This is a genomic window from Actinosynnema sp. NPDC049800, from assembly GCF_040656635.1.
In the GTDB taxonomy this organism is placed as follows: Bacteria; Actinomycetota; Actinomycetes; order Mycobacteriales; family Pseudonocardiaceae; genus Actinosynnema.
The window spans coordinates 1-18,562 of the sequence record NZ_JBFAMT010000082.1 but is presented as its reverse complement, the minus strand read 5'-3'; the positions used below and the strand labels follow the sequence as shown (position 1 = coordinate 18,562).

20 protein-coding genes are annotated in these 18,562 nt (G+C 73.1%); 8 read left to right on the top strand and 12 right to left on the bottom strand.

Going from position 1 to position 18,562, the window contains the following annotated elements; translation table 11 throughout:
- Positions 1-17: 17 nt before the first annotated feature.
- Together AB0I91_RS41975 and AB0I91_RS41970 are read right to left on the bottom strand one after the other, a co-directional pair.
- Complete coding sequence (locus AB0I91_RS41975; protein WP_498786085.1) at positions 18-779, bottom strand: SDR family oxidoreductase; 762 nt, start codon at positions 777-779, stop codon at positions 18-20.
- A gap of 200 nt (positions 780-979) precedes the next feature.
- The gene (locus tag AB0I91_RS41970) at positions 980-2,164 is read right to left on the bottom strand and encodes a low temperature requirement protein A (protein ID WP_499641841.1); all 1,185 of its coding nucleotides are present in this window, start codon (positions 2,162-2,164) and stop codon (positions 980-982) included.
- 132 nt (positions 2,165-2,296) lie between these two features.
- Here AB0I91_RS41970 and sigJ point away from each other — a divergent pair, with 132 nt between their 5' ends.
- A complete protein-coding gene (gene sigJ / locus AB0I91_RS41965) occupies positions 2,297-3,262 on the top strand; it encodes an RNA polymerase sigma factor SigJ (RefSeq protein ID WP_499641840.1) in 966 nt (321 codons plus the stop codon).
- Between the two features lie 132 nt (positions 3,263-3,394).
- On the opposite strand, the gene AB0I91_RS41960 is transcribed toward sigJ, so the two are convergent.
- Positions 3,395-3,775: a cupin domain-containing protein gene (locus tag AB0I91_RS41960; RefSeq protein ID WP_499618206.1), complete on the bottom strand. Its 381-nt coding sequence runs from the start codon at positions 3,773-3,775 to the stop codon at positions 3,395-3,397.
- Between the two features lie 345 nt (positions 3,776-4,120).
- Between AB0I91_RS41960 and AB0I91_RS41955 the strand changes: the two genes are divergently transcribed.
- Positions 4,121-4,825: a ferritin-like domain-containing protein gene (locus tag AB0I91_RS41955; RefSeq protein WP_499641838.1), complete on the top strand. Its 705-nt coding sequence runs from the start codon at positions 4,121-4,123 to the stop codon at positions 4,823-4,825.
- A 50-nt stretch (positions 4,826-4,875) separates the two neighbouring features.
- Here AB0I91_RS41955 and AB0I91_RS41950 read toward each other — a convergent pair whose 3' ends face one another.
- From AB0I91_RS41950 to AB0I91_RS41930, 5 genes are read right to left on the bottom strand one after another with little or no spacing between them, the layout of a single operon-like run.
- The gene (locus tag AB0I91_RS41950; RefSeq protein ID WP_498775234.1) at positions 4,876-5,775 is read right to left on the bottom strand and encodes a sugar kinase; all 900 of its coding nucleotides are present in this window, start codon (positions 5,773-5,775) and stop codon (positions 4,876-4,878) included.
- Positions 5,772-6,395 carry a bifunctional 4-hydroxy-2-oxoglutarate aldolase/2-dehydro-3-deoxy-phosphogluconate aldolase gene (locus AB0I91_RS41945; protein ID WP_498775236.1) on the bottom strand — a complete coding sequence of 208 codons (624 nt, stop codon included), beginning with the start codon at positions 6,393-6,395 and terminating at the stop codon, positions 5,772-5,774. The genes AB0I91_RS41950 and AB0I91_RS41945 overlap by 4 nt, the downstream gene beginning before the upstream one ends.
- An 18-nt stretch (positions 6,396-6,413) precedes the next feature.
- Positions 6,414-7,559: a galactonate dehydratase gene (gene dgoD / locus AB0I91_RS41940; RefSeq protein ID WP_498775238.1), complete on the bottom strand. Its 1,146-nt coding sequence runs from the start codon at positions 7,557-7,559 to the stop codon at positions 6,414-6,416.
- 32 nt (positions 7,560-7,591) lie between these two features.
- Positions 7,592-8,347 carry an SDR family NAD(P)-dependent oxidoreductase gene (locus AB0I91_RS41935; RefSeq protein WP_499641836.1) on the bottom strand — a complete coding sequence of 252 codons (756 nt, stop codon included), beginning with the start codon at positions 8,345-8,347 and terminating at the stop codon, positions 7,592-7,594.
- Positions 8,344-9,054 (bottom strand): FadR/GntR family transcriptional regulator, encoded by a 711-nt coding sequence (locus AB0I91_RS41930; protein WP_498775242.1) that lies wholly within the window; start codon positions 9,052-9,054, stop codon positions 8,344-8,346. Before AB0I91_RS41930 ends, AB0I91_RS41935 begins: the two co-directional genes overlap by 4 nt.
- Positions 9,055-9,181: 127 nt before the next feature.
- Here AB0I91_RS41930 and AB0I91_RS41925 point away from each other — a divergent pair, with 127 nt between their 5' ends.
- Genes AB0I91_RS41925 through AB0I91_RS41905 form a run of 5 tightly spaced genes read left to right on the top strand, consistent with a single transcriptional unit; the run spans position 9,182 to position 15,819 of the window.
- On the top strand, positions 9,182-11,491 hold the full coding sequence (locus AB0I91_RS41925; protein WP_499641834.1) for a beta-galactosidase: 2,310 nt from the start codon (positions 9,182-9,184) through the stop codon (positions 11,489-11,491).
- The gene (locus AB0I91_RS41920) at positions 11,488-12,804 is read left to right on the top strand and encodes an ABC transporter substrate-binding protein (RefSeq protein WP_499618217.1); all 1,317 of its coding nucleotides are present in this window, start codon (positions 11,488-11,490) and stop codon (positions 12,802-12,804) included. The genes AB0I91_RS41925 and AB0I91_RS41920 overlap by 4 nt, the downstream gene beginning before the upstream one ends.
- Positions 12,801-13,742 (top strand): carbohydrate ABC transporter permease, encoded by a 942-nt coding sequence (locus tag AB0I91_RS41915; RefSeq protein ID WP_498775248.1) that lies wholly within the window; start codon positions 12,801-12,803, stop codon positions 13,740-13,742. The genes AB0I91_RS41920 and AB0I91_RS41915 overlap by 4 nt, the downstream gene beginning before the upstream one ends.
- Positions 13,739-14,581: a carbohydrate ABC transporter permease gene (locus tag AB0I91_RS41910; protein WP_498775250.1), complete on the top strand. Its 843-nt coding sequence runs from the start codon at positions 13,739-13,741 to the stop codon at positions 14,579-14,581. Before AB0I91_RS41915 ends, AB0I91_RS41910 begins: the two co-directional genes overlap by 4 nt.
- Positions 14,578-15,819 (top strand): cellulase-like family protein, encoded by a 1,242-nt coding sequence (locus AB0I91_RS41905; protein WP_499641832.1) that lies wholly within the window; start codon positions 14,578-14,580, stop codon positions 15,817-15,819. The genes AB0I91_RS41910 and AB0I91_RS41905 overlap by 4 nt, the downstream gene beginning before the upstream one ends.
- 106 nt (positions 15,820-15,925) lie before the next feature.
- On the opposite strand, the gene AB0I91_RS41900 is transcribed toward AB0I91_RS41905, so the two are convergent.
- From AB0I91_RS41900 to AB0I91_RS41890, 3 genes are read right to left on the bottom strand one after another with little or no spacing between them, the layout of a single operon-like run.
- On the bottom strand, positions 15,926-16,282 hold the full coding sequence (locus AB0I91_RS41900; RefSeq protein ID WP_499618222.1) for a hypothetical protein: 357 nt from the start codon (positions 16,280-16,282) through the stop codon (positions 15,926-15,928).
- A complete protein-coding gene (locus tag AB0I91_RS41895) occupies positions 16,279-16,704 on the bottom strand; it encodes a hypothetical protein (protein ID WP_499618224.1) in 426 nt (141 codons plus the stop codon). Before AB0I91_RS41895 ends, AB0I91_RS41900 begins: the two co-directional genes overlap by 4 nt.
- Positions 16,691-17,617, bottom strand: a complete 927-nt coding sequence (locus AB0I91_RS41890) for a GTPase domain-containing protein (RefSeq protein ID WP_499641831.1) — start codon at positions 17,615-17,617, stop codon at positions 16,691-16,693. The genes AB0I91_RS41895 and AB0I91_RS41890 overlap by 14 nt, the downstream gene beginning before the upstream one ends.
- Before the next feature lie 168 nt (positions 17,618-17,785).
- On the opposite strand from AB0I91_RS41890, the gene AB0I91_RS41885 reads away from it, so the two are divergent.
- On the top strand, positions 17,786-18,343 hold the full coding sequence (locus AB0I91_RS41885) for a hypothetical protein (protein ID WP_499618226.1): 558 nt from the start codon (positions 17,786-17,788) through the stop codon (positions 18,341-18,343).
- A 33-nt stretch (positions 18,344-18,376) separates the two neighbouring features.
- Here the strand turns inward: AB0I91_RS41885 and AB0I91_RS41880 are convergent.
- Positions 18,377-18,562, bottom strand: a 186-nt coding sequence (locus AB0I91_RS41880) for a GNAT family N-acetyltransferase (RefSeq protein ID WP_499641830.1), incomplete at its 5' end; no start/stop codon positions are given.

Sequence of the window (18,562 nt, the reverse complement as noted above, 5' to 3'; positions counted from 1 at the left end):
GTGGATGTCAGGCGTGATTACTTCGCCGGTGGCGGCGGGTTCAGCGGCAGCCAGTCGTCGAATCGGGTGGTGGACAGTTGTGCGTCGGGGCCCGGGAGCAGTGAGTCCTTGGCCAGTTCGGCCCCGAAGTAGCGGGCGCTCCGGTCGGTCACGACCTCACGCGGGTCGCCCTGGAACTCGAGGCCCTTGCGGATCAGTTCGTCGAGGCCGAACTGCTCGGGGCCGGCCACCTCGATCATGCCGTTGAGCGGCACGCCCACGGCGGTGCGCCCGACCGCGCTCGCCACGTCGTCGCCGGCCATCGGCTGGATCAGGGCGTCGGACAGGCGCACGGTATCGCCGTCCGTCGCCGCCTGGGCGATGCTCCGCACGAACTCGAAGAACTGGGTCGCGTGCACGAGCGAGTAGGGCTGCCCCGAGTCCTTGATCAGCTGCTCCTGCGCGACCTTCGCCCGCATGTAACCGCTGTCGGTGAGCCGTTCGGTGCCCACCACCGACAGCGCCACGTGGTGGCCGACGCCCGCCTTCTCCTCGGCGGCGAGCAGGTTGGTGGTGGAAGTGCGGAAGAAGTGCATCACGGCCTCGTCCGCGAACGACGGCGAGTTGGAGACGTCGATCACGACCTGGGCGCCTGCCAGCACCTCGTCCAGGCCCACGCCGGTCAGCGTGTCGACGCCCGAGTCGGGCGACGCGGGCACCGCCTCGTGACCGTGCTCGCCCAGCCTGCGCACGAGCTTGGCGCCGATCAGACCGGTACCACCGATGACGACGATCTTCATGACGAGCCTTTCGGGCCGGGGCGCCCGGCCGGTCCGGGCACCTCTGTCGCAAGCAAGACCGGACAGCCTTCCCGGTTGTGACAGCCGGCGCGCTCCGGATCACCCGGGCGGGTCCCCGTCGAGCCGCAACCGCATGACGCCACTCGACGGGCAAGGGGCAAGGCGGTGTGCGCCGGTCGACCAGGTGCCGGGAACGAGCGCTAAGCGTTCAGCTGGTGGTGCACCACGGTCGACGCGGTGACGGCGACGCACACGGCGGCGATCAGCGTCACGGTGCCGGGCAGCCCCACGACCGGCACCGTCGACGGCGACACCGCGACGGCCGCGGCGCCGATCAGCAGGCGCGCGTGCCGGATGAACGACCTCCGGATGAACGGGGCGTGCACCGCCCACAGCAGCACCAGGAAAGCGGCGACCGGCACGGCCACCGCCCAGCCGGCGGCCACCTCCGAGACCTCGCCGCGGTGCGCGGTCCGCACCACGGCGACCTCCAGGCCGGCGCCGAGGGCCGCCAGGGCGGCGAACAGCCCGAAGTGGCCGTAACCCCACAGGTACGACCGACGCCTCGCCTCGGCCAGCGCGTCGCCCGCGGGTTCCAGCGAGTACAGCCACCACAGCGCGAACACCAGCACCAGCCCGGACCCCGCGACCGCGGTCAGCGACCACGTCCAACCCTCGCGCACCGCCGCGTCGACACCGGTCGACGCGGCGAACACGCCCTCTCCGAGCAGGATGATCGTGAACAGGCCGTACCGCTCGGCGATGTGGTGGGGGTGCCAGGTCGTCCGCCGCCCCCGCTCCGCCCACGGCGGCACGGCCAGCTCGACCAGCGCCAGCACGGCGAACGCGGGCAGCGACCAACCGCCGGCGAGCGCGCCGGACTCCGCCGCCACGAGCCGCAGCAGCCAACCGGCCTGCGCGACCGTGATGCCCGCGGCGTACCGCAGGGCCGTGCGCCTGCTCTCCGGGTCCTCGACCGCCACCCGCACCCACTGCGCGACGAGCGCCAGCCGCATGACCAGGTAACCGAGCGTCACCGTGCGCAGATCGCCCTCGGCGGCGGCCGGCACGCCGGCGGCCAGCACGAGCACGCCCGCCATCTGGAGCATGGTCATCAACCGGTAGCCGACGTCGTCGGTGTCGTACGGCGAGGCGAACCAGGTGAAGTTCATCCACGCCCACCAGATCGCGAAGAAGACCTGGAGGAACGCCACGACACCGGACGACGCGTGACCGGCCTCGATCGCGTGCGCGAACTGGCCGACGGCACCGGCCACCGCGACCACGAACGTCAGGTCGAACAACAGCTCCAGCCGGGTGGCGACGCGATGGGGCTCCTCGATCGGGCGTGCGCGCATCCGGACGCGGAGGTCGACGGTTCTCATGCTGTCCCCCGTTCTCTCAGGTCACCCCCTGAGACCGGATGGGCCGCCCGGTTGTGACGGAGAACGGCCGTCGGTGCGACGGGGTACCTTCGGCACCGCCGAGATCGGCACGAACGGGCACGGAGGCGACGGTTGACGGATTCCAGCGCGACTGCCGGACCAGGGGACTCGGACGACCTGGCACGGGCCGCGGCGATCTTCACGACCCTGCGGCCGCGCCTGTTCGGGATCGCCTACCGCATGCTCGGCAGCGTCGCCGAGGCCGAGGACCTGGTGCAGGACGTGTGGGTGCGGTGGCAGCTGTACGACCGCAGCCGGGTGGTCAACCCGGAGGCGTTCCTGGCGACCACGACGACCAGGCTCGCCATCAACGCGCTGCAGTCGGCGAGGGTGCGGCGCGAGACGTACGTCGGGCCGTGGCTGCCCGAGCCGGTCGACACGAGCGCCGACCCGTACCTGGGCGCCGAGCGCGGTGAGGCCCTGGAGCTCGCGGCCCTGATGCTGATGGAGAAGCTCACCCCCAACGAACGCGCCGCGTACGTGCTGCGGGAAGCCTTCGGCTACGCCTACGCCGAGGTCGCCGACATCCTCCAGTCGACCGAGCCCGCGGTGCGCCAGCTGGTCAGCCGGGCGCGCAAGCACATGGCCGGCGAACGGCGCAGGCAGGTGACCCCCGACGCGCAGCGGGAGCTGCTGGCCGCCTTCATCGCGGCCGCCCGCGCCGGTGACATGGCGTCGCTGGAACGGCTCTTCGCGCCGGACGTGACCAGCCTGTCCGACGGCAACGGCAGGCTGGGCGTCGCGCGCAAGCCGATCGTGGGCGTGCCCGCCGTGCAGCGGTACCTCGGCTCGTTCTCCTCCTGGTTCTGGAACGACGTCGACGTGCGGTGGGTGAGCGCGAACGGGCAGCCCTGCGCCGTGCTGCTGCGCAACGGCGCGGAGTTCGGCGTGGTCGCGGTCGGCGCGACGACCGAGGGCATCGACCACCTGCTGTGGCTGCTCAACCCCGAGAAGATCACGAGCGTGTCCGACGCGATCTCCTCGCCGCCGTCGAAGATCACCGTGGTGCCCGGTCGGGCCAGGCGGCAGCGAGGGTGATCCCGACCGGCTCGGCGACGTCGCCTCGCGCGCTCGCCGGGCGTGCCCGCGAGGCGACGTCGCCGAGATCCGGGACGCCGTGTGCGACAGCGTCCTCTCCCCGACCAGCCGGATGAACTGCGTGGCCCCGGGTCAGTTCGGCCGCGGCGCCCGGCGGTCCGCCCGCCGGGCGAGTTCGTCGGCGTCCACGAGGTCGACCATGGGCTTGCCCGGCTCGCACAGCATGGTGACGGTGAACCGCACCGGGATGTCGTCGCGGTTGTTGCCGTCCTGGTAGTGGATGACATCGCCACCCGGTTCCCAGAACGCCTCGCCCGCTCGCACGACGCGCGCCGGTTCGCCTTCGAGCTCGAAGACCATCTCGCCCTCCAGCACGTAGCCGAAGGCCGGTCCGGGGTGCCGGTGCGGCGGGGTGCCGGGGTCGCCGGGCGGGTACTCGACGACGACGGTCATCGCGTGCGCACCGGCCGGGATGACGGGTGGGTGCGCTTCCTGCACCACGGTGAACGACATGGCAAGACCTCCTTGAGGAACGGGATGACCAGCGAAGACCGGACACCTCCGGGTTTTGTGACGCGCCGGCGGTGTCACAGCCCGCCGCTCGGCTCGGTCCTGGCCGGCACCTGCGCCCGCCTGCCCTCGGTCGGGCGGGGGCGCCAGTCAAGCGGTGCTGCGCCACTCGCCGTGCCCCGGTCGCGGTCGTCCGGCCCGACGCGAGCCCACCGGCGCCGTGAGGACGCCCCTCTGCCGCGGGCACTGTGACGTTCGTCCGGTCTTCCCGCGGTCACCGATCCGAGGGCTGTCCGGTCTTCCCGGTCAGCGGGCCGTTCGCCCGCGTGCCTTCGAGGAAGGACCGCCATGACCGGCATCACCACGATCGAGGACCTGCGCGCGGGCTACGCCACGATCGGCCAGTTCTACGCGGCGATCGAGCAGGGTCTGCGCGACCTGTGCGCCTCGCTCGGCGAGGAGGCCGTGTTCACCGGCGCCCCCGGGCGGCAGGTCCGCGACTTCCGCCTGCGCCGGGGCGGCGGTCGGGCGATCGCGGTGCAGGACCTGGAGTCGGCGCTCGCGGCGATCGGCGAGATCGTCGAGCAGGGCGAGGGCGCGGCCCGCACGGAGGTCTGGGACGGCGACCGGGACGTGTTCCACCCGGACCGCGACGAGGTCGCGCACTACTACCGGTTCGTGGAGTTGAAGCGGGGCAGGCGGTTCCGGGCGGGTGACACGCCGCGGTCCGGCCCCACGGGCGAGGAACTGCCCGTGGACCTCGGTGGTGTGGCGCCGATGCGGCCGAACCAGCGCACGGCGGACTACCCGCCGGGCAGCCCCGTCCGACTGGCGCAGGAGGAGTTCAACGACACCTACTGCGGTCTGCTGCACCTGTTGGAGGAAGCGTTCACCGGGAGCCCGGCGCGGCTCGGCGCCTCGGTCGGGGTCATGTACGCGCTGCGCGAGCAGGCGCGCGCGCTGATGCGGATGCCCAGTGGCGACGGTCGGACGACGGCGGGTCCGACGTTCGAGTACGTGCCGAAGGAGCAGCGGCGCGACCGCACCGGGTGACGCACGGGCGACTTGCCGGCCGGGAGGCGGTCGCCAGGCGGTCGCGGGGGTCATCGCAGGGTTGAGCCGGGGGCCAGGTCGAGCAGTGGCAGTTCGGGCCTGGTCGGCAGGCCTTCCCAGTCGCCGACGGTCATGACGGCGAACGCGGCCGTCGTGTTGGCCCGCGCCAGGCACGCCGCCGGGTCGAGGCCGTCCAGCAGGCCGGACAGGTAGCCGGCCGTGAACGCGTCGCCGGCGCCCACCGGGTCCACGGCCCGGACCCGGTGGGCGGGCGCGGTCCAAGTGCCGGTGGCGGTGCGCACCCGGGCGCCGTCCGCGCCGAGCTTGGTGACGACGTGGTCGCCGGGGCTCCCGACGAGGTCGAGCTCCTCGGGCGAGCCGATGACCACGGATGCCTTGCGCGCCAACGGGGTGAGCACCCGTGACGCCTCCGCCGCGGACCACAGGCGGCTGCGGTGGTTGACGTCGAAGGACACCAGGCCGCCCTGGTCGAGCACGTGGTCCACGGCGGCGTGGGTGGCGGCCAGCGGTTCGGCGCCGAGCGCGGGCGTGATGCCGGTGACGTGGAGCAGCCGGGCGCCGCCGGTCAGGCCCGCCACCACGTCCTGCCCGGTCAGGCGTGACCCGGCGGACCCGGCGCGGTGGTACAGCACGCGGGTCACGTCAGGGGTGCGCTGCTCGAACAGGATCAGCCCGGTGGGCGCGTCCTCGTCTCGGACCACCGCGGAGGTGTCCACGCCCTCTGCCCGCAACGTCCGCAGCACCAGCTCGCCCGGCTCGTCCGCGCCCACGCGGCCCACCCACCGGGCGGTGTGGCCCAGCCTGGCTAGCCCGATGGCCACGGTGCTCTCCGCGCCGGCGATCGAGGTGGTGGCGGTCGAGCCGAGGCGCCAGCCGCCGGTCGACCGCAACGACATCATGGTCTCGCCGAACGCGATCGCGTCGATCACGCCCCGACCGCCTTCGCGACGAACGCGCGGGCCCGCCGGGCCAACCCCGCCAGGTCTCCCCCGTCGGGCGCGTCACCGGTGAGCGGCGAGCCGATGCCGACGGCGACCGCGCCGGCCGCCAGGTACCGCTCGACGTCGTCCACGCCGATGCCGCCCACCGGGACGAGCGGGACGTCCGGGAACGGTGCGCGCAGCGCGGCGACGTGCCCGGGTCCGAGCGAGGACGCCGGGAACACCTTGACCGCCGCGGCGCCCGCGCGGTGCGCAGCAAGGACTTCCGTGGGGGTCAACGCGCCCGCCAGGACCGGCAGCCCCAGCCCGACCGACGCCTGCACGCCTTCACCCAGGGCCGGGGTCACGGCGAAGGTCGCACCCGCGTCCCGCGCCCGGCGGGCGTCGTCGGCGGTCAGCACGGTGCCCGCGCCGACGTGGACACCCGGGCCCGCGGTCGCGGCGACGCGCTCGATGACCTTGAGCGCGTCGGTGCCCGTGAGCGACACCTCCACCAGCGAGATCCCGTTGTCCACGAGCACGGCGGCGACGCGCTCGCACGCCTCGGCGTCGCGCCCGCGGATGATGGCCATCAGCCGGTGGTCACGCAGTGCCTCGATCAACCGCACGTCTTCCTCCGCTCCTCGTCACCACTCGGCGAACGAACCGTCGTCGTGCCGCCACACCGGGGGTCGCCACCGGTGTCCGACCGCGTCCGCGCGCCGGACCGCGTCCTCGTCGACCTCGATCCCCAGGCCGGGCGCGTCCCAGCGGCGGATCGCGCCGTCGTGGAAGGTGAACGGGGTGCGGTCGAGCACGTAGTCGAGCAGTTCGGCGCCCCGGTTGTAGTGGATGCCGATGCTCTGCTCCTGGATCAGGAAGTTGGGGGTGGCGAACGCGACCTGGAGGCTGGCGGCCAGCGCGATGGGGCCCAGGGGGCAGTGCGGTGCCAGCAACGCGTCGTGGACCTCCGCCAGGGACGCGATGCGCCGCACCTCGGAGATGCCGCCCGCGTGGGACAGGTCCGGCTGCACCACCGCGACGCCGGCGCGCAACGCGGGCAGGAAGTCCGCTCGCGAGTACAGGCGTTCACCGCAGGCGATCGGCACGGGACTCGCCCTCACGACGTCGGCGAGCCGGTCGCGGTGCTCGGGCAGGACCGGTTCCTCCACGAACAGCGGGTGGAGCGGCGCCAGCTCGGGCAGCACGCGCAGGGCGGCGGCCGTGGTGAACCGGCCGTGGAAGTCCACGGCGACATCGCGGTCGTCCCCGATGACCTCGCGCACCGCGGCCAGGCGCGCGACGACGGCGGCGGTCTCGGAGCGGGTCGGGATCGGGCCCGTCCGGCCGCTCGCGTTGACCTTCACGGCGGTGAGCCCGGCGGCGACCTGCGCGGCGGCGGCGTCCGCGACCTCGGCGGGCTCGTCACCGCCGATCCACCCGTACACGCGGACCCGGTCGCGGACCGCGCCGCCGAGCAGTCGGTGCACGGGCACGCCGAGCGACTTGCCGAGGATGTCCCACAGGGCCTGGTCGACGCCGGCGGCGGCGCTGGAGAGGACGGGGCCGCCGCGGTAGAACGCGGACTTCGTCATCACCTGCCACAGGTCCTCGATGCGGCCCGGGTCGGCGCCGACGAGCAGGTCGGACAGCTCCTCGACGGCCGCGCGCACGGTCTCCGCCCGGCCTTCCACCACCGGTTCGCCCCAGCCGGTGACGCCTTCGTCGGTGCTGACGCGGCAGAACAGCCAACGGGGTGGGACCAGGAACGTCTCGACGGCGGTGATCTTCACGCGGCGCCCTCCTCTCTGGTCGCGACGACCGGTCAGGACGAGGTCTTGTAGACGCTCCACCCGCCGTCGACCGGCACGCAGGCGCCGGTGACGAACGAGGCGTCGTCGCCGACCAGGAAGGCGATGACGGCGGCCACCTCCGCCGGGCGGCCGAGGCGTCCCACGACGGTCTGCTCGGCGCTGGCGCGGCGGTCGTCGGGCCCGATGTCGTCCCAGGCGGCGGTGAGCACCGGCCCGGGCAGGACCGCGTTGACGCGCAGCTCGGCGCCGTACTCGGCGGCCAGTTGGCGGGTCAGGCCGGTCAGCCCGGCCTTGGCCGAGGCGTAGGCGGCGCGCCCCGGCAGACCGACGAGGGCGTGCACGGAGGAGGTCAGCACCACCGCGCCGCGCCGGTCGCGGCGCAGGTCGGGCAGGCACTCGCGGACGCCGAGGAACGCACCGGTGAGGTTGACCGCGAGCTGCCGTTCCCAGGACCGCGTGGTGGTCTCGTGCGCGGGCCGCACGTCGACCGTGTACGCGTTGTTGACCAGCACGTCGACCGGCCCCAGCTCGTCGCGGCAGACGCGGACCGCCTGGGCCCAGTCGGATTCGGAGCTGACGTCGCAGTGCGCGGCCACCGCGCGTCCGCCGGCGCCGGTGATGGCCGACGCCACGGCTTCCACCTCCCGTGACACGTCCAGCAGCGCGACGGCCGCGCCGTCACGGGCCAGCCGGCGCGCGGTCGCTTCGCCGATGCCCCGCGCCGCGCCCGTGACCACGGCGACGCGGCCGGACAGCGGCCCGGTCACCGGCGCTCCGTCCGGGCGGCCACCGCGTCGAGGTCCTCCAGGGCCTTGGCCAGCAGGTCGAGCATGGCCAGCTCGGCGCGCGGGCCGTCGCCGGCGCGCACGGCGTCGAGGACCGCGCGGTGGCTGGGCACGGGGTCGTCGACGTCGGTGTGGGCGTGCACCAGGCGGTCACGGGCGCGCAGGCCGGGTTCCAGGAGCAGGTCCATGCGCGCGAACAGCTCGTTGCCCGTGGCGGCGAGCAGCGCGCGGTGGAACACGGCGTCGGCTTCCGCCGCGGCGGCGGGATCGCGCCCGGCCGAGGCCATGGCGTCCAGCGCCGCGTCGAGGGCTCGCAGGTCGTCGTCGGTGCGGCGCAGCGCGGCCCGATGGGCGACCGCGGGCTCGATGACGGATCGCAGGTCCGCCAGGTCGCGCAGGACGCGTTCGGCGTCGCCGCCGTCGATGCGCCAGTCGATCACGTCGGCGTCGAGCAGGTTCCACTCCGCCCGGGGCCGGACGAACGTGCCCCGCTTCTGCCTGGCGTCCACGAGGCCCTTGCCGGTCAGCACCTTGAGCGCCTCGCGCAGCACCGTGAGGCTGACGTCCAGCTCGTCGCCCAGGGCGCGCAGGTCGAGCACGTCGCCGGGCGCGTGCCGGCCGGCCACGATCCGCGAGCCGATGTCCTGCACGACCTGGTAGTGCACTCCTCGGCCGGTGTAGCGGGCCATGTCGCTCCTCCCCGCGGTGGTCGTCCAAGAGCGTAGCAAGTCCTCATTAATTATGAATAATCCTTGACAGTGCCGAGGCCGGTGCCCACGATGAACCCGCCCGGCCACCGGAGACCAGGAGCGCCACATGCCCACGCTGCACGCTCACGTCCCCGTCCCGCCGCTGGTGGGGCACCTGCCGATGGGCGCCGGTGGTCCCCGGCCGGTGCGGGTCGACAGCCGCGCGGTGAGCCGGGACGGGCGCCCGTGGCTGCCGGTGATGGGCGAGTTCCACTTCAGCCGCTTCCCGGAGGCGTTCTGGCGGCGCGAGCTGCTGATGACGAGAGCGGGCGGGATCGACCTCGTCGCCACCTACCTGTTCTGGAACCACCACGAGGAAGTGCGCGGGCGGCTGCGCTTCGACGGCAACCGCGACGTGCGGCGCTTCGTCGAGCTGTGCGCCGGGCTCGGCCTCGCGGTGTCGGTGCGGCTCGGTCCGTGGTCGCACGGCGAGTGCCGCAACGGCGGCTTCCCGGACTGGGTGGACGGGTCGGGCCGCACACCGCGCACCGACGACCCCGCCTACCTCGACCTCGTGCGGCCGTACTACGAGGCGATCGCCGGGCAGCTGGCCGGGCTGTGGTGGGCGGACGGCGGTCCGATCGTCGCGGTGCAGGTGGAGAACGAGCTGTACGACCAGCCCGACCACCTGGCCACGTTGCGCGTGCTCGCCGAAGCGGCGGGCATGAGCGCTCCACTGTGGACGGCGACCGGCTGGGGCGCCGCCCGGCTCCCGCCCGACGTCGTGATCCCCGTCTACGGCGGCTATCCCGAGGCGTTCTGGGAGGACGCCTCCGACGGCTGGGCGCGCGAGGTCCGCCGCCACTACTTCCCCACCCCGATCCGGGACGACCACGCGATCGGCGCCGACCTGCGCACCACCGCACCCGAGGGCAGCGGTCCCGACGACACCCGCTACCCCTACGCGACGTGCGAGCTGGGCGGCGGCATGGCGATCGCGTACCACCGCCGTCCCCTCGTCCCGGCGGCGGACGTCTCGGCCCTGGCGCTGGCCAAGCTCGCGAGCGGGTCGGCGTGGCAGGGCTACTACCTCTACCACGGCTGCTCGCAGCGACTGGACCTCGCGACGGGCAACCAGGAGTCGCACGAGACCGGCTACCCCAACGACCTGCCGGTCGTGGACTACGACTTCCAGGCCCCGCTGGGCCAGTACGGGCAGGTGCGGCCGTCGTTCGCGGCACTGCGACTTCAGCACCTGTTCCTGCGCGACTGCGGCGCCGACCTCGCGCCGGCCGTCGCACACCTGCCCGACGAACGGCCACCGGACCTCGACGACCGCGGCACGCTGCGCTGGTCGGTGCGGTGGAGCGGTGACCGGGCGTTCCTGTTCGTCAACAACCACCAGCCCCACGAACCGCTGCCCGAGCACCACGACGTGCGGTTCGACGTCGTGCTCGGCGACCGGACCGTGCGGCTGCCCGCCGAGGGCGTGACGATCCCGTCCGGAGCGCACTTCGCGTGGCCCATCGGGTACGTGGTCGGCGGAGTGGACCTGGCCTGGGCGAGCGCGATGCCGGTGACCCGGTTCACCTGGGACGGCGTGCCCACCGCCGTGTTCGTGGCCACCGCGGGCATCCCCGCGCGGTTCGCGTTCCCCGCCGGCACGCGGGTGCGCGGCGCGCCGGTCGACGACCAGGGCGTGGCCACCGTCCCCCGTCCCGGCGTGGACGCCGTGCTCACGGCCACCACGCCCGACGGCGCGACGGCACGACTGCTGGTCCTCGACGAGGACACCGGGCTCCGGTTGCAGCGGCTGTCGTCGGCCGGGGTCGACACGCTGGTGCTGTGCGACGAGCCCGTGGTGGTCGACGGCGACTCGGCGTGGGTGGAGACGACGGCCGGTCTGCTGGACGTGTCGTTCCTGCCCGAACGGCTCGCCGGAGAGCCGCACGGCGCGTTCACCCGCGTGCGCCTCGCCACGGACGCCACGTCGTGCGAACCGGTGACGACGGCCGTGCGCGCCGAAGCCAAGGCGCCACCCGCCCGGACGGGCGGTCCGCGGCTGCGGGCGTCGGCGCCGGTGGACGAGGACTTCGAGCACGCCGCGGTCTTCCACGTCGCCGTGCCCGCCGAGGCGCTGCGCGGCGACGGCGAGGTGCTGCTGGGGTGCGACTACACCGGGGACGTCGCCCGCGCGTACGTCGGCGGCCGGCTCGTGGCCGACCACTTCTGGCACGGCCCGGAGTGGGAGATCGGTCTGCGCCGCTTCGCCGACGAGGTGCTGGAGCACGGCGTGGAGATCCGGGTGCTGCCGCGCCCGGACGGCAACGCGGTGTACGTCGACCAGTCGGTGCGCTCGCGGTACGAGGCCGCACGGGACACCGCCGCGGTCGACTCGGTCCGGCTGGTCCGCCGCACGCGGGTGGAGCTGTGGTGAGCCGCCTGAGCCGGAGGTCCCTGCTGCGCGGCGCGCTCGGCGTCACGGCCCTGGGCGCGTCGGGCGCGTGCGGCGCCCGTTCGACGGCGCCGATCACCTCCGGCGGCGTGGACCTGCGCGTCTGGACCCACGACCCCGGCTACGTCACCACGTTCACCGAGGCCGCTGCCGATCCCGCCATCACCGGCGGCTCGGCGTTCACCTTCCGACCGCGGATCACCTCCGCCGCGCCGGGCGACATCGTCACCCGCATGATCGCCCAGGCGGTGGCCGACGGGAACACCCCGGACCTGGCGGGCGTGGTCATCGACCAGTTCCCGCGGGTGATGGGCTCGGCGATCGCCGAGAACCTGTTCGTCGACCTGACCGACGAGGTCGCGCCGTTCGGCGACGACCTGCTCAAGCTCGCCCCGTACGCGGTGGGCGGCCGGCCCTACGGCCTCGACTCCGACAACTCGATCACGGTGCTGTACTACCGGCAGGACGTGTTCGCCGAGCACGGCGTCCCCGAGGACGTGACGACGTGGGAGGAGCTGGCCGAGCACGGCGAGCGGCTGGCCCGCGACCGGCAGGTCAGCCTGGGCATGGTGTCGGTCGGCGACAACGGCGCGATCGTCAACGGCTTCACGCAGGTGCTGCTGCAACGCGGCGGGCGGGTGTTCGACGAGTCCGGCGCCCTCGTGCTCGACTCGCCCGAGGCGGTCGAAGTGCTGGAGTTCCTGTCACGCGGGGTGCGGAGCGGGTTCCTGCTGGCGCTGCCCGACCCGTACGGCAGCGCGTGCGCCGCCGCGCTGAAGTCCGGGCGACTCGCCGCGACCGCCATGCCGAACTGGTACAACGCCTACGGCCTGCAGGCCAACGTGCCCGACCAGAAGGGGCGGTGGCGGATGCGCACGCTGCCGAGGTTCGCCGGCGGCGGCCACCTGGCCACCACGCTCGGCGGCACCGCGTTCACCGTCGTCAAGGACAAGCCCGCCACGCAGGCGGCGCTGGAGTTCCTGCGCCGGGTCTACCTGACCCGCGAGGGCCAGGTGCTGCGCTACCACGCGGGCGGCTACCTGCCGACGCTGCGGCCCCTGTACCGCGACCCCGAACTGCTCGCGGTGCGGGACGAGTACCTCGGCGGCCAGCGCGTGTTCGACGTCTACTCGGCGGCGGCCGACGACCTGCCGCTGTTCCACCAGGCCGCAGGCATGCAGGTGCTGGCCACCGTGCTGGGCGGACCCGTCCTCGACGCCCTCCGGGGGCGCACGTCCGCGCACGCCGCGATCAAGGCGGGCATCGCGGCCTACCGGCAGCAGGTGAAGCGATGAGCACCTCGACCCTCGACCGCGCGTCGACGACGACCGCCGACGCGGCCGGCGGCTCGTGGTGGTCGCGGCACCAGCGCGAGGCGGCTCCCTACGCCTTCGTGTCCCCGTTCTTCGTGTTGTTCGGCCTGTTCATGGCGGTGCCGATCCTGGTCGGCCTGTACCTCAGCTGCACCGAGTGGGCCGGGCTCGGCACGCCGCGCTGGGTCGGGCTGCGCAACTACGCCGACCTGCTCACCGACGCGAGCTTCTGGACCTCGATGGGCAACACCGCGTGGTACGTGGTGTTCACGCTGCTGGTCGTGGTCCCGGCGGCGCTGCTGACCGCCCAAGCGCTCAACGCCCGCGGGCTGCGTGGCCGCGACGTGTTCCGGCTGGCCTTCTTCATGCCGGTGGTCATCTCGCCCATCGTGATCACCCTGGTGTTCGGCCTGTTCTTCGACACGGAGTTCGGCATCGTCAACGGGGTGCTGAAGGCGGTGTTCGGGTTCGGCGGCGTCGACTGGACCGGTGACCCCGCCTGGGCCAAGGTCACCGTGGTCGTCCTGGTGCTGTGGCGCTGGACCGGCTACCTGACCGTGTTCTTCCTGGCCGGGCTGCAGAACGTGCCGCGCGAGCTGTACGAGGCCGCCGCCATCGACGGCGCGGGGCCGCTGCGGCGCTTCACCAGCGTGACGCTGCCGGCGCTCAAGCCGGTGACGGCTTTCGTGGCCGTGACCGTGCTGGTGAGCACGGCGCAGATCTTCGAAGAGCCGTTCCTGCTCACCCAGGGAGGGCCGGGCGAGTCGACGCTGTCGGTGGCGATGTTCGTCTACCGCGCGGGTTTCCAGCGCCAGCAGCTCGGCTACGCCGCCGCCGCGGGTGTGGTGCTGTTCGTCGTCGTGGTGGCCCTCGGGCTGCTGGCCAACCGCTTGCTCGGCGTGGGAAGGGACCCCCGATGAGCACCCTGACCGCACGTCGTCCGCTCGCCGGCCGCGTCCTGCTCTACGCCTTCCTGATCGCCCTGCTGGCGGTCTTCGCGCTGCCGCTGCTGTGGGCGCTGGCGTCGTCGTTCAAGAGCCGGGCCGACATCTTCTCCTACCCGCCCACCCTGCTGCCGGACCCGGCCGTGCCGGACAACTACCGGGGGCTGCTGCAGGCGCAGCCGTTCTGGAGCTGGTTCACCATCAGCACGGTCGTCGCCGTCATCTCCACCGCGGTCGCGGTCCTGCTGTGCTCGCTGGCCGGGTTCGCCTTCGCCAAGTACCGCTTCCGCGGTCGCCAGGCCCTGTTCACGATCATGTTCAGCTCGCTGGCCGTGCCGTTCGCGGTGATCGTCGTGCCGCTGTTCGTCATGGTCGCCAAGGCTCGGCTGACCGAGCCGTGGTTCGCGCTCGTCGTGCCCTGGGTCGCGCCCGCGTTCGGGATCTTCATGATGCGCCAGTTCACCGAGCAGGCCATCCCCGACGAACTGGTCGACGCCGCCCGCGTCGACGGCTGCACCGAGTTCGGCCTGTTCCGACGGGTGGTGCTGCCGCTGCTGCGTCCCGCGCTGGGCGCGCTGGGCGTGTGGTCGTTCCTCACCAGCTACAACAGCCTGCTGTGGCCGCTGATCGTGATCAGCGAGCCCGAGGACTACACGCTGCCGATGGGCATCCAGGCGCTGTTCGGCGCCACCGGGCGGCAGTACGACCTGGTGCTCGCCGGATCGGTGCTGGCCGCCGTGCCGAGCCTGCTGGTGTTCTTCCTGCTGCGCAAGCAGTTGCTGGAGGGCCTGACCGCCGGGGCGGTGAAGGCGTGACCCCCGGGAAGCTGACCATCACGCTGTGGGACTTCACCTGGTACACCCGTTCCGGGCCCGGTGAGCCGTTCGAGGACCTGGACCGCTGCTTCGCCGAGGCGGTGGAGCGCGGGTACAACACCGTGCGGATCTGCGCGATGCCGCTGCTGCTGTTCCGCTCCGGTGTGGACACCTCCGCCCTGCGGCTCGGCCCGCTGGGCGGCGGTTACGGCGAACGGGTCCGCTGGTACGACGTGCGGGTCGCGACCACCGTCGACGCGCGGGAACGGCTGCTCGACCTGTTCCGCGCCGCGCGGCGGCACGACTGCTTCGTCGTCCTGTCCAGTTGGGAGTACCAGCAGAGCCCGGCCTTCGCCCTCTCCCCCGCCTGGCACGACGCCGTGCGCGCGATCGACCCGGAGGACCGCGCGACGGCGCTGGCCGACGCGTTGGCCGACCTGCTCGACCTGCTGGACGAGCACGGCTTGGCCGACCGGGTGGCGTTCACCGAACTGCACAACGAGGTGCAGGCGGGCGGCCTGACGGAGGGCCTGACCGGGGACCCCGTGGTGGCCCTGCGCCCGCGCCTGAAGCGCGGCCTGGCCAGGTTCAAGGAGCGCCACCCCGCCCAGCGGGTCGCGGTGAACTACGCGGGGGTGCCGGTCGGCTCCCTGCACGGCGTCCCGCGCACCGCGGACGTGGCGGTGTTCCACCCGTACGTGTACGGCGTGCTGGACGAACTGCTCGACGAGTTCGCCCTGCGCGACACGACCCGTCCGTTCCCCCAGGACCGCGCCCGCCGCGACCTGCTGCGCCCCGGCGCGCCGGACCTGGACGACTGGCTCCCGCCGGAGGAGCAGCGGTGGCGGCTGGACGCCACCATCGTCGGCCGACGGGAGGTGTACGTCCACGACTGGTGCGACCCCGACAAGTGGGACGCCTGGCTCCACGACCGCTACGCCACCCACCGCACCGCCATGCGCGAGCGGCTGACGACCTGGATCGACGCCGCCGCCGACTGGGCCGCCGAAACCGGCGTGCCACTGGTGTTCGGCGAGGGCTGGATCGGCTACACCCCGCTGCACGGCGCCTTCGAGGAGGGACCGGTCGGCGCCGCGTTCTGCCGCACCGCCGCCCGTGCGGCCGCACGGGTCGGCGCCTGGGGCTCGGTCGTGTGCTCCAACGCCGCACCCCACCACCCGATGTGGCACGACATCGCGCTCCAGCGCGAGTGCAACACCCTGATCACCCGCTCCTGACGTCTCCGGTGACGCTCGGCAGCGTCACCGACCGACCTGTGCCCCGTCCGCGGTGGTTTCGGACATCGGCGGGAAAGCGCTTACCGTGGAGCCGAGACCTCGAGGCTCAGGACCAGCAGAGCGGTTGGGCGGGTGGGTCGCGGTACACCAGGAGTGCCAGCGCGACCACGGCCAGCGCGAACAGCACCGCTGCCGTCACGTACAGCATCCGGTTCGTCGCGCGGCCGTTCTCCTCGAAGCCGCTGGCGGGCGCCTGTGCTCGGACCACACCCGCGAGCACGGCCAGGAGCGACGAGGCGCCGAGCACGATCGCGGCGAGCAACAGGGTCTGGTCGCCGGGATCGGCGAGGACGTCGACGCCCGCCACCGCGAACGCCACGAACGCCAGGCCGCCGATCACGGTCAGGATCTGGAGCACGTCGGCCAGCCGCCCCACGTAGACCCACGCCGCCCTCCCCGTCATCGCGACCGCTCCGAGATCGGGAACCGGGCGATCCTCGCGCGGGTCGTCGCCAGCCGCAGCTCCGACCACTGCTCGTCCTGCGCCACCACGGGAAGCAGGTCCCGCGCGGTCCGGGACAGGCTCACCATCACCATGGCGTCGCGGTCGCGGGTACCCCTCATCCGGGTGGTCGCCAGGAACAGCACGCCCACACCTCCACCGGAAGCCGCCGCGACGGACACCGCGGCCACGGCGGCGGCCAACCCCCCTGCGTCCACCAGGCCGCCGGTGACCGCCGCGCCGGCGAGCAGGAACACCAGTTGCCACGCGCGCAGGACGTTCAGCCGCCAGGTCGCCTGGTCCACCGCGGCCAGGAGCGTCTCGGCGTGGACGAGCGCGTGCTCCAGTTCCACGCCCAATGCCCCGCGATCAGGCTCGATCATCGCCACTGAACTCCCAGAGTGTGTTGATGAAGGTGGTCAGGAGCACCGAGATGACGTCCGGCTTGCCCGTGGACTGCACGACCGACTCGCCGACAGGGTAATCCTCCGGGAACGACACCAGCGGCACCACGGCGATGCGCGGCCGCTCCGCCGTGCCGAAGCGCTCCTCGCCGAGGTGGTTCACCAGCGCGCGCAGCTCGCGGGCGAACGGGCTGTCGTCCTTCGGCTGCTCCGCCGGCAGGTAGTAGCGCCCCGCCTGGCGCAACGACTCGGCGTTCTGGAACAGGTCGACCTTCGCCACGGCGACCACCAGCCACAGGCGCTTCCGCGTGCCGCGCCAGCTCTCCTTGAGCAGCGCGCACGTCTGGCGGAAGTCGTCGAGCTCGCCCTTGCGGTTGTACTCACGGGTGCGCGCCACGTCCGGGTCCACGCCTTCCGGGGCGTCACCCGTGGCCGTCGAGGCGATGGCGACCTGCTCGGCGGTGGAGTCCCAGATCGTGCTGTACCCCCACGACACGACGTGCACCACGCCGTCGGGCGACCTGCCGTTGCGGAAGTACTTCCGCAACGTCCGCTCACCCTGCGCCGAGTCCTTCTGGCCGGGCACCACGACCGACTTGACCTGCTTGCTGCCGTGCTCGGTCACCGCGACGAAGCGGTCCGACTCCGCGTCGGGGCTCTCCTCCCCCAACGGGTAGTCGCCGAACAGCAGCCGCCCGCGGATCGCCTTGAGCAGCGTCGACTTCCCGGTGCCGCGCATGCCGGTGACGGCCATGGCCACGTCGGGCGTGGCGAAGAAGTTCCACCGCCGCCGGAACCGGACCTTCCGCTCACGCGGGCCGCCCGGTCGCAGCACGAGAGGGGTCAGCGCGGCCCATCGTCGTCGCACCGGTAACCAGATGTCGTCGGGCACGCGTACCTCCGCCGCGCGGGATCCTCGTCGAACGGACAATCGCCGAATCCCGGAACCCGTTACACCGCAGAACGTGAGGCCCCCTCCCATTGGCTCGGCGGAGCTCGGTCAGCGCGGCGAATCCGTCCTCTGTGGACAGCGAGTCGACACCGCGGACATACTGGCGGCGTGACGCGGGATGACTGGGTGGCCGAGCGGGCGCGGGAGTTCGAGTCGTGGCGGGGTAGGCGGGTGCTGTCGTGGGTCGGCGTGGAGATGGCGTTGAGGGAGAACGTCGCGGGCGGTGGTCCCCGGTTCGAGGATCCGGAGGTGCCCTGTCTGCAACTGTTCGGCTTGCAGGCGTCGCTGGACGATGACAGCGCGCCCAGTGTCACCACTTACCAAGATGACGCGGAGTTCGGGTTGCGCGCGTGGGCCGACGCCCGGTTCCCGGACGGCGAGAAGTGGGACGGGATCTACCGGTGGAGGGCGTTGACCGAGTTGCCGCTCGGCCAGGTCGAGGAGGTGGACGTCGTCGTCGACGAAGGTGTCCTGGCCGAGGTGTGCCTGCGGATCGGGGCACGGCCGCTGCTGCTGATCGCCGGTGAGCTGGACGAGACCGTTGCCGGTGGGTTGTCGTTCCACCGGCTCGACGAGTCGGTTCTCGCGTTCACCGATCCCGGCGACGCCGAGCGTGTTCCGTGGACCCCGCCCCGGCGGCACGGGGTGGCCGGGAACGGTCGCTAGTCGTCCACGTTCCCGTATGCGCCTGGGGCGTGTTCAGCAGGTGGCGCAGTCCGGTGCGGTGAGGACGGAGGCGGAGTCGGCGCGGCGTTCGAGCATGACGGTGTCGCGCCAGACGCCGTGGTGCCGGGCGATGCGTTCGCGGACGCCGACGGTGCGGTAGCCGGCCGAGTGGTGCAGGGCGATGCTGGCCCGGTTCTCGGGGAAGATCGCGGTCTGCAG

What these genes read in the sequence shown, in the direction of transcription:
- AB0I91_RS41960 (WP_499618206.1), bottom strand. Translation starts at nt 3,775, where the DNA reads ATGTCGTTCACCGTGGTGCAGGAAGCGCACCCACCCGTCATCCCGGCC.
- AB0I91_RS41895 (WP_499618224.1), bottom strand. Translation starts at nt 16,704, where the DNA reads ATGATCGAGCCTGATCGCGGGGCATTGGGCGTGGAACTGGAGCACGCG.
- AB0I91_RS41930 (WP_498775242.1), bottom strand. Translation starts at nt 9,054, where the DNA reads ATGGCCCGCTACACCGGCCGAGGAGTGCACTACCAGGTCGTGCAGGAC.
- AB0I91_RS41900 (WP_499618222.1), bottom strand. Translation starts at nt 16,282, where the DNA reads ATGACGGGGAGGGCGGCGTGGGTCTACGTGGGGCGGCTGGCCGACGTG.
- AB0I91_RS41910 (WP_498775250.1), top strand. Translation starts at nt 13,739, where the DNA reads ATGAGCACCCTGACCGCACGTCGTCCGCTCGCCGGCCGCGTCCTGCTC.
- AB0I91_RS41915 (WP_498775248.1), top strand. Translation starts at nt 12,801, where the DNA reads ATGAGCACCTCGACCCTCGACCGCGCGTCGACGACGACCGCCGACGCG.
- AB0I91_RS41925 (WP_499641834.1), top strand. Translation starts at nt 9,182, where the DNA reads ATGCCCACGCTGCACGCTCACGTCCCCGTCCCGCCGCTGGTGGGGCAC.
- AB0I91_RS41975 (WP_498786085.1), bottom strand. Translation starts at nt 779, where the DNA reads ATGAAGATCGTCGTCATCGGTGGTACCGGTCTGATCGGCGCCAAGCTC.
- AB0I91_RS41955 (WP_499641838.1), top strand. Translation starts at nt 4,121, where the DNA reads ATGACCGGCATCACCACGATCGAGGACCTGCGCGCGGGCTACGCCACG.
- AB0I91_RS41970 (WP_499641841.1), bottom strand. Translation starts at nt 2,164, where the DNA reads ATGAGAACCGTCGACCTCCGCGTCCGGATGCGCGCACGCCCGATCGAG.